The sequence below is a fragment of the Bacillus sp. M13(2017) genome, assembly GCF_002218325.1.
Classification (GTDB): Bacteria; Bacillota; Bacilli; order Bacillales; family Bacillaceae_G; genus Bacillus_A; species Bacillus_A thuringiensis_K.
In genome coordinates, this window is sequence record NZ_KZ268500.1 from 519,948 (window position 1) to 533,260 (window position 13,313).

Sequence of the window (13,313 nt, forward strand, 5' to 3'; positions counted from 1 at the left end):
ATAAGTTGCAGGAACAATGGGGGTATGTTGCAATCTCGTTTATAATAGGGGTTGCAATTGCCTTTTCCTCGTCACTTTTATTGATAGTTTTTTGCCTCTTTTTAAATGTTTTCTTCTGTTTATATCGCACTTCGCGTAAAACCTTCATTTTTTGTATTGTAGCGTGCTTTAGTAGCGCTATATACACTTCCTATGTTCAAACGTGAAATAAGCCTCTAGGGGAGTCCTATGGAGTTACAAGAGGGGTTATACAAAATACACCGCTTGTTAATGGGGATCGCCTATCTTTTCAATTTGAAGATCAGAATAAAAATATAGTGCAGTTAAGTTATAGAATCAAATCAGCCTTGGAAAAGAAAAAAATGCAACAATTATACATAGGGATATCATGTGTATTCGAGGGTGAGAGGAAAGAACCGGAAACAGCTCGGAATTTTCATGGTTTTAATTACCGTGATTATTTATACAAACAACATATTTATTTCACATTTGAGGCTACATATATTTCTGAATGCTATAAAACATCACTATCGCTCACGCAATGGATTCTTCTTTTGAGGCAACAAGCAATCTCGAAAGTTACAGAAATGTTTCCAGAGCAATCAGGTGCTTTTATGAATGCATTACTATTTGGTGATAGACAACAAATGACGTTTGAAGTGGAAGAGCAATATCAACAATTTGGTCTTGTACATTTGTTAGCAATTTCAGGTTCGCACATTGTATTGTTAATGGTGATAGTATATTTTATTTTGCTAAGAAGCGGTGTGACAAGGGAGGTAGCAACAATTTGCCTTATCGTTTGTATTCCTTTGTATATGGTTTTAGCAGGGGCGTCACCCTCTGTTATAAGAGCTTCTATAACAGGAGTTTTGATGTTGATTGCTTTTATGTGCTCGATTCGTTTATCTAGTTTAGATGCTTTAAGTGTAACAGCTATATGTATGCTTATATATGACCCTTATCTTGTTTTTAATATTGGATTTCAGTTTTCTTTTGTAGGTAGCTTCGCTTTACTTTTGTCTGCTCCGTTATTGTTAGGGAGTAGCAACGGAGTAATCCGAAATTCTATTTATATTTCTATCATTTCACAGCTCGTTAGTACTCCGATTTTGTTATATCACTTTGGTTATTTTTCTCCATATAGCATTCTCCTCAATCTCTTATACGTTCCGTTTTTATCTATCATTGTATTACCATGTAGCATTATTATTTTACTGTGTATGCCAATTGTCCCGTTTCTCGCAAAAGAATTTGCGGATATATTATCAATAGGCTTGAGTATGTCTAATGATTTTCTGAGTTATTGTGAAAGTTTACCATTTACCCAGCTTATTTTCGGGAAAACGCCCTTCAATCTTGTAGCTGTATATTGCGCGAGTATTGTCAGTATATTGATGGTTTGGGAAAGGAGAGCGCCGAAAAAAATAGTTTGTATAGTTGCCAGTGTATTTCTTTTTATTAGCACATGTCATTATGTATATCCATATTTTAGAGGAAGCGGAAGTGTAACATTTATTGATGTTGGACAAGGTGATGCAATATTAATTCGCCTTCCGTATGATAAAGGAATTTATCTTATTGATACAGGTGGAACGCTTCGTGTGAATAAGGAAGAATGGCAGCAAAAAAAGCATGAATTTTCTGTTGGGAATGATATTTTAATACCCTATTTACAAAAAGAAGGTATTAAAACAATTGATAAATTAATCGTAACGCATGGAGATGCAGATCATATAGGTGCTGCGCAAGAATTATTATCATATATACCTGTAAAAGAAGTGGTATTTGGCCGGAAGGGAAAAGATGCAGTATTAGAAAAAGTAGTAAAGAAACAGGCATTAGAAAAGGAAATGAAAATAACTGAAGTGGGGGAAGGGGAGAATTGGAGTGTAAATGAAGCAGAATTTTTCGTTTTAGCTCCAAAAGGAAAAGAAAAAAGCGAAAATAACGCTTCAATTGTAATATGGGCAAAATTTGGAGGGCTGAAGTGGCTATTTACAGGCGATTTGGAAGAAGACGGGGAGAAGATTTTAGTAGAGGCATATCCAAATTTACGAGTAGATGTTTTAAAAGTTGCTCATCATGGGAGTAATACGTCATCTATAGAGCCTTTTTTGAACGTCATACAGCCTCGTGTAGCGATTATATCTGTTGGTAAGCAGAATAGGTATGGACACCCGCATAAAGAAGTGATAGAGCGTTTTGAGAAGATGGGGAGTGCGATATGGCGCACGGACGAGCAAGGTGCTATTTCCTATGTTTTTAAAGGGAAAAATGGAACCTTTAAAAGTAAAATCACATATGATAAAACACATAATAGATGAAAAAGAGAAGACTGCCATGAAGTGGCAGTCTTTAAGAACCGATAAATTTAATAACAGTTGCAATGATGAAAAGTGTTGCGAAAAAACCAAATGAGACGATAAATCCTACCCCTGAATCAATAGCGTCATTGCGTTTACTTTGAACGTTTTGTTCAAAATCATTCATTTAGAATCCCTCCCCAACATTCCACTTTAGTATAAAATATTGTCAGAAAAAAATCTACAATTTCCATATGAAGAGAAAACGAGCTTTTTTGTTACTTTTAAATCATGAAGTAATGTGAGTTTTTCGTTTCCAAGCATGTTAACAGTTGGCACTTATACTCAAATTTTTATTGTGAATAATAAAGGGAAGGTGATTACCGCACACCAATAAGAAACCCGGGGCTTATTGCGTGGCGTTTAATATAAATAAAGGGACGGGTTATAAAGCCTGTTCCTTTGTACTTGTAAAACAAAAGCTAGGGCATTAGTATAAATATATATTGCCAAGTTAGGGAGTAGGAAAAAGTATGAGTGATATACATAAAAAAATTAAAAAGAAACAGTTTGCTCCGTTATATTTACTATATGGAACGGAAGCTTTTTTTATAAATGAAACGATAAAGCTTATTACGACAGAAGCACTTGAAGAAGAAGATCGAGAGTTTAATGTTGTGACATATGATTTAGAAGAAGCGTATTTAGAAGATGTGGTTGAGGATGCGCGTACGCTTCCTTTCTTCGGAGAACGGAAAGTACTGTTAATAAAGTCACCGCTATTTTTGACTTCGCAAAAAGAAAAGTTAGAGCAAAATATAAAAATTTTAGAAGAATACATTGGTGAACCTTCCCCATTTTCTATTCTTGTTTTTGTTGCGCCTTACGAAAAACTTGATGAGCGAAAAAAAATTACAAAACTATTAAAGAAAACAGCAGATGTAGTAGAAGCAAATGCGATGCAAGTGCAGGATGTTCAGAAGTGGATTGTTGCTCGTGCAGATGAAGTACATGTGCATATTGATAACGCGGCTGTTAGTTTGTTGCTAGAGCTTGTGGGGAGTAATGTAACAATGTTGGCGAAGGAAATGGACAAGTTAACGTTATACGTTGGTATGGGCGGAGAGATTACGACGAAACTTGTTGCAGAGCTTGTGCCAAAATCAGTTGAGCAAAATGTATTTGCTTTGACAGAAAAAGTGGTGAAAAAAGATATTGCAGGTGCAATGCAAATTTTGGATGGATTATTTACGCAGCAGGAAGAACCGATTAAATTGCTTGCGTTATTAGTGAGTCAATTCCGCTTGTTGTATCAAGTGAAAGAGCTACAGCAACGTGGTTATGGCCAAAATCAAATTGCATCTCATATTGGTGTACATCCGTATCGTGTAAAGTTGGCAATGAATCAAACGAAGTTTTTCTCTTTTGAAGAATTAAAAAAAGTGATTATAGAATTAGCGGAAGCTGATTATAGTATGAAGACGGGAAAGATGGATAAGAAGCTTGTGCTCGAGTTTTTCTTAATGCGATTAAATCATATGTGATGACACAAAAAAGTTCATGTACTAAGTATATGAACTTTTTTGTATATAAAAAAACGATCCAAATGGATCGTTTTTTAAACGCCTTACGCGTTTACTTGTTTCGCTAAGCGAGATTTTTGACGAGCTGCAGCGTTCTGGTGGATAAGACCTTTGCGAGCTGCTTTGTCAAGTTTTTTAGAAGCAGTTTTGAAAGCTTCTTTAGCATTTTCAAGATCGTTATTAGTAACTAAAGCTTCTACAGTTTTAACAGCAGAACGCATGTCAGACTTGATAGAAGCGTTATGTGCACGACGCTCTTCGCTAAGTTTAGCGCGTTTGATAGCAGATTTGATGTTTGCCATACTTTTCACCTCCCTGGTGCAATCGAATGACTCGATTCTTACATAGAACAAGTGATATTCTATCAAACGGTGAAGAGAATTGCAATAGTATATCCATGAAATTTCACGTAAAGGAAAGAATGACCTTATATAACTTTGGGAAATCTAACGATATTTACTATGAATTACGGAGGAGATACGATGAAAGAACCATTAGATTTAAGTAAATATAGCATTAGAACTGACCTAGCTGTAGAAGCTCATCAAATGTTGCAAGAAAGCCAAGAAGAACAAAAAGGGATACAGGGAGTTATTGTAAAAGAGAGGGAAGAAGAAGGTACTATAATTACAAAAGTAACAATTGATGAGGCTGCCTCTGAAGCGATGGGTAAAAAGCCTGGAAATTATTTAACGCTTGAAGTTCAAGGTATACGTCAGCAAGATACAGAACTTCAACAAAAAGTGGAGCGTATTTTTGCAAAAGAATTTTCTTATTTCTTAGAAGAGATTGGCGTTACAAAAGAAGCAAGCTGTTTAATTGTAGGTCTTGGGAATTGGAATGTAACACCAGATGCTCTTGGACCGATAGTTGTAGAAAATGTATTAGTAACGAGACATTTGTTTCAATTACAGCCTGAAAGTGTAGAAGAAGGGTTTAGGCCTGTTAGTGCAATTCGGCCGGGGGTAATGGGGATTACAGGGATCGAAACGAGCGATGTTATTTATGGGATTATTGAGAAGACGAACCCGGACTTTGTAATTGCGATTGACGCATTAGCTGCCCGTTCTATTGAACGAGTAAATAGCACGATACAAATTTCTGATACTGGAATTCATCCCGGATCGGGGGTTGGGAATAAACGTAAAGAACTAAGTAAAGAAACATTAGGTATCCCTGTTATCGCAATTGGTGTTCCGACTGTGGTCGATGCTGTTTCGATTACAAGTGATACGATTGATTTTATTTTGAAACATTTTGGCCGGGAGATGAAAGAAGGAAATAAACCTTCACGATCTTTGTTACCAGCGGGATTTTCATTTGGAGAAAAGAAAAAATTAACAGAAGAAGATATGCCGGATGAAAAGAGCAGAAATATGTTTTTAGGTGCTGTTGGTACGTTAGAAGAAGAAGAAAAAAGAAGGCTGATTTATGAGGTGCTATCTCCTCTTGGTCATAATTTAATGGTAACCCCAAAAGAAGTAGATACTTTTATTGAGGATATGGCGAATGTAATAGCGAGTGGTTTAAATGCGGCGCTGCATCATCAAATTGATCAAGATAATACGGGAGCATATACACATTGAGGGGAACAGATGATTATCGTTTGAGTCGCTTTACGCTTTTGTGTATATGTAGTGTAGCTTTATGTTTACTTATGATGATAGCAGGAGTGGCACTTGCTAATCATGGTTTGAAAAGTATGAAAGGCTATCAGCAATTGTCATATGAACAAATCGCTCATATGACAGGGACAGAAAGTACAGGTGCTGAATCAGAAATTTTGGGTAGCTCGTTTTCGGCCTCAGAAAAACAACAACAATTAGAACGTTTAAGAAGTTTTAATGTTGTAGAAGGAATTGGGATGGCTGTAGCAAGTGTAGCTTATGAAATGACGAAGTTCGGAACGGATATAGTTGTTGGGAAAATAAAAGAAATTTTTAGCTAAGAGTAACATGGGAGAAGGTTGTTTTACTGATTTGTAAGACAGCCGTTTTAAAATTTGAAAAGGGTTTGTCTCTTATGGTTTATTCGCATAAGATATAGATAGAATGATTTGTATCGTAAGCAGCACGAGTTTTCATTGAATCTTTGTTGCTCTATTGATATAATCAGTGCTAGTGTATATTGGCGAGACTATTAGGAGTTGAGAACATAGATGAATAAAGAAGAAAGAGCAAAAAGACAGTCCAAAATTCGTAATTTCTCTATTATTGCTCATATTGACCACGGAAAATCAACGTTAGCAGACCGTATTTTAGAGAAAACAAACGCGTTAACACAACGCGAAATGAAAGCTCAGTTGCTTGACTCTATGGATTTAGAGCGTGAGCGTGGTATTACAATCAAATTAAACGCAGTACAATTAAACTATAAAGCAAAAGATGGTGAAGAGTATATTCTTCATTTAATTGATACACCAGGACACGTCGACTTTACGTACGAAGTATCACGTAGTTTAGCGGCTTGTGAAGGCGCGATTCTTGTAGTAGATGCAGCGCAAGGTATTGAAGCGCAAACGTTAGCAAACGTATACTTAGCGCTTGATAATAATTTAGAAATTTTACCAGTTATTAATAAAATCGACTTACCAAGTGCGGATCCGGAACGTGTACGTCAAGAGGTGGAAGACGTAATTGGTTTAGATGCATCAGAAGCGGTACTTGCTTCTGCGAAAGCTGGAATTGGTATTGAAGAAATTTTAGAGCAAATTGTTGAAAAAGTACCAGCTCCGGCGGGTGATTCAGAAGAGCCGTTACAATGTATGATTTTCGACTCTTTATATGATCCGTACCGCGGTGTAATTGCTTATATCCGTGTTGTAAATGGAACAGTAAAAGTTGGCGATAAAGTACGTATGATGGCAACGGGTAAGGAATTTGAAGTAACAGAAGTAGGTGTATTTACACCGAAAACTACACAACGTGACGAGTTAACAGTAGGTGATGTAGGTTTCTTAGCAGCATCGATTAAAAATGTTGGTGACACACGCGTTGGTGATACGATTACACATGCGAAACGTCCAGCTGCAGAGCCGTTAGCAGGTTACCGTAAGTTAAACCCGATGGTATTCTGTGGTCTGTATCCAATTGACTCTGCTCGTTATAACGATTTACGTGATGCATTAGAAAAATTAGAGTTAAACGATTCTGCTCTTGAGTTTGAACCAGAAACATCTCAAGCGCTAGGATTTGGTTTCCGTTGTGGTTTCTTAGGACTTCTTCACATGGAAATCATTCAAGAACGTATTGAACGTGAATTTAAGATTGACTTAATTACAACAGCGCCAAGCGTTATTTATAAAGTTTATTTAACTAACGGTGAAGATGTTATAGTTGATAACCCATCTAATATGCCAGATCCACAGTCTATCGATCGTGTAGAAGAGCCGTTTGTGAAGGCTTCAATTATGGTTCCGAATGACTATGTTGGAGCTGTAATGGAGATTTGCCAAGGTAAACGTGGAACGTTTATTGATATGCAATATTTAGATGAAACGCGTGTTACATTAACATATGAAATCCCGTTATCAGAAATCGTATATGACTTCTTCGATCAATTGAAATCAAATACGAAAGGGTATGCATCATTTGACTACGAGTTAATTGGCTATAAACCATCTAAACTTGTGAAAATGGATATTCTTTTAAATAATGAACAAGTGGATGCTTTATCATTTATCGTACACCGTGATTCAGCGTATGACCGTGGTAAAGTAATCGTAGAGAAATTAAAAGAATTAATTCCGAGACAACAGTTCGAAGTGCCAATTCAAGCGACTATCGGAAATAAAGTTGTAGCACGTTCTACAATTAAAGCGATGCGTAAAAACGTACTTGCAAAATGTTACGGCGGTGACATTTCTCGTAAGCGTAAACTTCTTGATAAGCAAAAAGAAGGTAAAAAACGTATGAAGTCTGTTGGTTCTGTAGAAGTACCACAAGAGGCATTCATGGCTGTACTGAAAATGGATGACAACTAATATTTGAAATAAAAAAGAAGTCGTTTGTGCGGCTTCTTTTTTCTGTATAATTACTTTTTAGACATCTGAGCAGCTCTCATTTACAATAATGAGAGAGCTTTTTAGTTCATATAGAGTTAGGAGACTGTTAATGTCCGAAAATATTCGAAAAGATATTCAAGATAAAATACAAAATGGTAATTTTAATTGTGAAAAGGAATTGACGCTTTCTATTATTAGTGGAAAGTGGAAAGTTGTGATACTGTGGCATCTTGGTGTGGAAGGGCCGCATCGTTTCAGTGAATTACAACGGTTATTCCCAAGCATTTCTCATAAAGTTTTGTCGAACCAATTAAAAGAGTTAATGGAAGATGGGATTGTTGATCGGACAGTATATCCCGAAATTCCTCCTCGCGTTGAGTATTATATGACGGAACTAGGCATGTCACTTTTACCGATCGTTGAAATGATGTATGATTGGGGAAAAATGCGAATGGAACAAATTCGTAATACGTTAGAGAAGTAGAGAACCCTCCGGAGTGCGGAGGTTTTCTTTTTAGAAAGGTAGGAGTTATATTTGGTACAAGCTGCATATATTCATATTCCGTTTTGTCAGCACATTTGTCACTATTGTGATTTTAATAAAGTGTTTATTGAACGCCAACCGGTTGATCAATATTTAGATTATCTAGAGAAGGAAATAATAAATACGGTTCAAAAAGTTCCGTTTGATAGTATGAAAACGATTTTTGTGGGCGGGGGAACTCCGACAGCGTTAAATATGGAGCAGACAAAAAAATTACTCGAGATTATTAATCGTCATTTGCGTCCGTTCGCCCCGAATTGTGAATTAACATTTGAAGCGAATCCAGGAGATCTACCGAAAGAGAAGTTGAATGTACTGCTAGAAGGTGGAGTGAATCGAATTAGTTTTGGTGTGCAAACGTTCCGTGATGAACTGCTTGAGAAAATTGGGCGCAAGCATACGAGGGAAGATGCATTCCTAGCGATTCGAGAAGCACAGGAAGTAGGCTTTAAAAATATTAATGTAGATATTATTTATGCTTTGCCAGGACAGACGATAGAAGATGTAAAAGAAACATTAGATATTGCTTTTATGCTTGGTGTACAACATTTCTCGGCATATTCATTAATTGTGGAACCAAAAACAGTGTTTTATAACTTAATGAACAAAGGGAAATTGCGTCTTCCGGGTGAAGACCATGAAGCGAAAATGTATGAAATAGTAATGGATGAAATGGAGAAACACGGTTATAACCAGTATGAAATTAGTAATTTCTCAAAAGGTGACAATAAAAGTAGACATAATCTCACATACTGGAATAATGAAGAGTATTATGGATTTGGAGCTGGAGCTCATAGTTATGTGAACGGGGAACGTATTCAAAATGTAGGTCCCCTGAAGCAATATTTTAATAAAATTGATGAAACAAGATTTCCGTATTTAGATGTTCACAAAGTGACGGAGAAAGAAAGAATGGAAGAAGAACTGTTCTTAGGGCTTCGAAAAACAAAAGGTGTTTCTAAAACGTCGTTCCGCAATAAATTTAATGTGGAGATGGATCAAGTTTTCGCGAAGCAGTTACAAAGCAATCAAGAGCAGGGATTGCTTGAAGAGGAAGATGGACATGTACGTTTAACGCGAAAAGGAAAATTATTAGGGAATGAAGTATTCCAATCATTTTTGATTGACTAATTAAATGTTCCATAGGTGTGAAAAATTTTCATTATTTCGTGACGTTTCCGTTGACAATTGAATGTCAATTTTGGTAAGTTATTAATAGATTTAGCACTCAAAGACAAAGAGTGCTAACAGAGGTGATGATGAGATGCTTACGGAACGTCAGCTCTTAATTTTACAAACAATTATTGATGACTTTATTGGATCAGCGCAGCCCGTTGGGTCTAGAACGTTGGCTAAAAAAGATGAAATTACATTTAGTTCAGCTACTATTCGAAATGAAATGGCGGACTTAGAAGAATTAGGTTTTATTGAAAAAACGCACAGTTCTTCTGGACGTGTTCCTTCTGAGAAAGGCTACCGATTTTATGTAGACCATCTTTTAGCGCCGCAAAACTTACCAAACGCTGAAATTGTACAAATTAAAGATTTATTTGCCGAAAGAATTTTTGAAGCGGAAAAAATTGCACAGCAATCTGCTCAAATTTTATCAGAACTTACGAATTATACGGCCATTGTTCTTGGACCGAAGTTAAGTACAAATAAACTTAAAAATGTACAAATTGTGCCGCTTGATCGTCAAACTGCAGTCGCTATTATTGTAACTGATACAGGGCATGTACAAAGTAAAACGATTACCGTTCCGGAATCTGTTGATTTATCAGATTTAGAAAAAATGGTTAATATTTTAAATGAAAAGCTATCTGGCGTACCGATGGAAGAACTTCATAATAAAATCTTTAAAGAGATTGTTACAGTTTTACGTGGGTATGTTCATAATTACGATAGTGCAATAAAAATGTTGGATGGTACATTTCAAGTTCCGTTATCGGAAAAGATATACTTTGGAGGAAAAGCAAATATGCTTTCGCAGCCAGAGTTCCATGACATTCAAAAGGTTAGATCTTTACTTACCATGATTGATAATGAAGCCGAATTTTATGACATTTTGCGTCATAAACAAGTCGGGATTCAAGTGAAAATTGGTAGGGAAAATTCTTCGACGGCTATGGAGGATTGTAGTTTAATTTCTGCAACATATTCGATCGGCGAAGAGCAACTTGGAACAATTGCTATTTTAGGTCCTACGAGAATGCAATATTCTCGTGTAATTAGTTTGTTACAGTTATTTACGAGACAATTTACTGATGGGCTTAAAAAGTAAATGAGAGTAATACATTCGCTCAAGTGATGAAATTTTCATTGCTGTGTGTAATATATAATCCTTAGGTAATCATGCTATGCATGATACCTAATACCTTTTAAGGAGGTGAATATTGTGGAAGAGCGTAACGAACAAGTGGTAGAAGAAGTAAAAGAAGCGCAAGTTGAAGAAGCTGTCACGCCAGAAAACAGTGAAGAAACTGTAGAAGAAAAAAGTGAGGCTGCTCTTTTACAAGAAAAAGTAGATGAGTTACAAGCGAAACTAACGGAAACGGAAGGTCGCACATTACGTCTACAAGCTGATTTTGAAAATTATAAGCGCCGTGTCCAAATGGATAAACAGGCTGCTGAAAAATATAGAGCACAAAGTCTAGTTTCAGACATCTTGCCAGCTCTTGATAATTTTGAAAGAGCGATGCAAGTGGAAGCGACTGATGAGCAAACGAAATCCTTGTTACAAGGTATGGAAATGGTGCATCGTCAATTGTTAGAAGCACTGAATAAAGAAGGTGTGGAAGTGATTGAAGCTGTTGGTAAACAGTTTGATCCTAATGAACACCAAGCTATTATGCAAGTGGAAGATAGTGAATTTGAATCAAACGCGGTTGTAGAAGAATTCCAAAAAGGTTATAAACTAAAAGACCGTGTGATTCGCCCATCAATGGTAAAAGTAAATCAATAATTTACATAAAACTAGGAGGATTCGCCATGAGTAAAATTATCGGTATTGACTTAGGTACAACAAACTCTTGTGTAGCTGTTATGGAAGGTGGAGAACCAAAGGTTATCCCAAATCCAGAAGGAAATCGTACAACACCTTCTGTTGTAGCTTTCAAAAATGAAGAACGTCAAGTTGGGGAAGTTGCAAAGCGCCAAGCAATTACAAACCCAAATACAATCATGTCTGTTAAACGTCATATGGGTACAGACTACAAAGTAGAAGTTGAAGGTAAAGATTATACACCTCAAGAAATTTCTGCAATCATTTTACAAAACTTAAAAGCTTCTGCTGAAGCATACTTAGGTGAAACAGTAACGAAAGCTGTTATTACAGTACCTGCATACTTCAACGATGCAGAGCGTCAAGCAACGAAAGATGCTGGTCGTATCGCTGGTTTAGAAGTTGAGCGTATCATTAACGAGCCAACAGCAGCAGCACTTGCTTACGGTTTAGAAAAACAAGATGAAGAACAAAAAATCTTAGTATATGACTTAGGTGGCGGTACATTTGACGTATCTATCCTTGAGTTAGCAGACGGCACATTCGAAGTTATTTCAACTGCTGGTGACAACCGTCTTGGTGGCGATGACTTTGACCAAGTTATCATCGATCACTTAGTAGCTGAGTTCAAAAAAGAAAATAACATTGATTTAAGCCAAGATAAAATGGCGCTTCAACGCTTGAAAGATGCAGCTGAAAAAGCGAAAAAAGATCTTTCTGGTGTAACACAAACTCAAATTTCATTACCATTCATTAGTGCTGGAGCTGCTGGTCCATTACACTTAGAATTAACGTTAACAAGAGCGAAATTCGAAGAGCTTTCAGCAGGTCTTGTTGAAAGAACATTAGAGCCAACTCGTCGTGCATTAAAAGACGCTGGTTTTGCTCCAAGCGAATTAGATAAAGTTATTCTTGTTGGTGGATCTACTCGTATCCCAGCTGTACAAGAAGCTATTAAACGTGAAACTGGTAAAGAGCCATATAAAGGTGTAAACCCTGATGAAGTTGTAGCATTAGGTGCTGCAGTTCAAGGTGGCGTACTTACTGGTGATGTAGAAGGCGTTCTATTATTAGACGTAACTCCACTTTCTTTAGGTATTGAAACTATGGGTGGCGTGTTCACGAAATTAATCGAGCGTAACACTACAATTCCAACAAGTAAGTCACAAGTATTCTCAACAGCTGCTGATAATCAACCAGCAGTAGACATTCACGTATTACAAGGTGAGCGTCCAATGTCAGCTGACAACAAAACGTTAGGTCGTTTCCAATTAACTGACCTTCCACCAGCACCACGTGGTATTCCACAAATCGAAGTAACATTCGATATTGATGCGAACGGTATCGTTAACGTACGTGCGAAAGACTTAGGAACAAGCAAAGAGCAAGCTATTACAATCCAATCTTCTTCAGGTCTTTCTGATGAAGAAGTAGAACGTATGGTACAAGAAGCGGAAGCAAATGCTGACGCTGACCAAAAACGTAAGGAAGAAGTTGAACTTCGTAACGAAGCTGACCAACTTGTATTCCAAACAGACAAAGTTGTAAAAGATTTAGAAGGTAAAGTAGATGCAGCTGAAGTTGCAAAAGCAACAGAAGCAAAAGAAGCATTACAAGCTGCAATTGAGAAAAACGAGCTTGAAGAAATTCGTGCGAAAAAAGATGCTTTACAAGAAATCGTACAACAGTTAACTGTTAAATTATACGAGCAAGCTCAAGCTGCTGCTGGTCAAGCAGAAGGTGCGCAAGGTGCACAAGACGCTGGCGCGAAGAAAGATAATGTAGTTGACGCTGAGTTTGAAGAAGTAAAAGAAGACAAGTAATTCAACTGTAAACATAATAAGTAAGATGACAAAAAGTCAAAGTCAAGCGTGCC

The 13,313-nt window shown here is 36.9% G+C and carries 11 protein-coding genes and 1 pseudogene; 10 read left to right on the top strand and 2 right to left on the bottom strand.

From position 1 onward, the window contains the following. The first annotated feature begins 5 nt into the window (after positions 1 to 5). A pseudogene (locus CGQ22_RS02980) lies at positions 6 to 2,327 on the top strand (DNA internalization-related competence protein ComEC/Rec2). Positions 2,328 to 2,358: 31 nt separating this feature from the next. On the opposite strand, the gene CGQ22_RS02985 reads toward CGQ22_RS02980, so the two are convergent. After that, a complete protein-coding gene (locus CGQ22_RS02985; protein WP_000997609.1) occupies positions 2,359 to 2,493 on the bottom strand; it encodes a YqzM family protein in 135 nt (44 codons plus the stop codon). A gap of 346 nt (positions 2,494 to 2,839) precedes the next feature. Between CGQ22_RS02985 and holA the strand changes: the two genes are divergently transcribed. After that, positions 2,840 to 3,850, top strand: coding sequence for a DNA polymerase III subunit delta (holA, locus tag CGQ22_RS02990; protein ID WP_001279923.1), 1,011 nt, complete (start codon positions 2,840 to 2,842; stop codon positions 3,848 to 3,850). Positions 3,851 to 3,933: 83 nt separating this feature from the next. On the opposite strand, the gene rpsT is transcribed toward holA, so the two are convergent. Further along, the gene (gene rpsT / locus CGQ22_RS02995; protein ID WP_001274011.1) at positions 3,934 to 4,191 is read right to left on the bottom strand and encodes a 30S ribosomal protein S20; all 258 of its coding nucleotides are present in this window, start codon (positions 4,189 to 4,191) and stop codon (positions 3,934 to 3,936) included. Positions 4,192 to 4,371: 180 nt separating this feature from the next. Between rpsT and gpr the strand changes: the two genes are divergently transcribed. From gpr to dnaK, 8 genes are all read left to right on the top strand, one after another. Next, positions 4,372 to 5,475 carry a GPR endopeptidase gene (gene gpr / locus CGQ22_RS03000; RefSeq protein ID WP_061884582.1) on the top strand — a complete coding sequence of 368 codons (1,104 nt, stop codon included), beginning with the start codon at positions 4,372 to 4,374 and terminating at the stop codon, positions 5,473 to 5,475. Beyond that, positions 5,472 to 5,837: a YqxA family protein gene (locus CGQ22_RS03005; RefSeq protein ID WP_001215036.1), complete on the top strand. Its 366-nt coding sequence runs from the start codon at positions 5,472 to 5,474 to the stop codon at positions 5,835 to 5,837. The genes gpr and CGQ22_RS03005 overlap by 4 nt, the downstream gene beginning before the upstream one ends. A gap of 210 nt (positions 5,838 to 6,047) precedes the next feature. After that, entirely contained in the window at positions 6,048 to 7,871 is a 1,824-nt protein-coding gene (lepA, locus tag CGQ22_RS03010; RefSeq protein WP_001030949.1) for an elongation factor 4, read from the top strand. A 130-nt stretch (positions 7,872 to 8,001) separates the two neighbouring features. Next, complete coding sequence (locus CGQ22_RS03015) at positions 8,002 to 8,376, top strand: winged helix-turn-helix transcriptional regulator (protein ID WP_001293539.1); 375 nt, start codon at positions 8,002 to 8,004, stop codon at positions 8,374 to 8,376. A 51-nt stretch (positions 8,377 to 8,427) separates the two neighbouring features. Next, positions 8,428 to 9,567 carry a radical SAM family heme chaperone HemW gene (gene hemW / locus CGQ22_RS03020; RefSeq protein WP_000249430.1) on the top strand — a complete coding sequence of 380 codons (1,140 nt, stop codon included), beginning with the start codon at positions 8,428 to 8,430 and terminating at the stop codon, positions 9,565 to 9,567. A 133-nt stretch (positions 9,568 to 9,700) separates the two neighbouring features. Then, positions 9,701 to 10,717: a heat-inducible transcriptional repressor HrcA gene (gene hrcA / locus CGQ22_RS03025; protein ID WP_000954941.1), complete on the top strand. Its 1,017-nt coding sequence runs from the start codon at positions 9,701 to 9,703 to the stop codon at positions 10,715 to 10,717. A gap of 114 nt (positions 10,718 to 10,831) precedes the next feature. Continuing rightward, positions 10,832 to 11,398, top strand: a complete 567-nt coding sequence (grpE, locus tag CGQ22_RS03030; RefSeq protein WP_000392710.1) for a nucleotide exchange factor GrpE — start codon at positions 10,832 to 10,834, stop codon at positions 11,396 to 11,398. A gap of 26 nt (positions 11,399 to 11,424) precedes the next feature. Further along, positions 11,425 to 13,260 carry a chaperone protein DnaK gene (dnaK, locus tag CGQ22_RS03035; protein ID WP_000034700.1) on the top strand — a complete coding sequence of 612 codons (1,836 nt, stop codon included), beginning with the start codon at positions 11,425 to 11,427 and terminating at the stop codon, positions 13,258 to 13,260. Positions 13,261 to 13,313 lie beyond the last annotated feature (53 nt).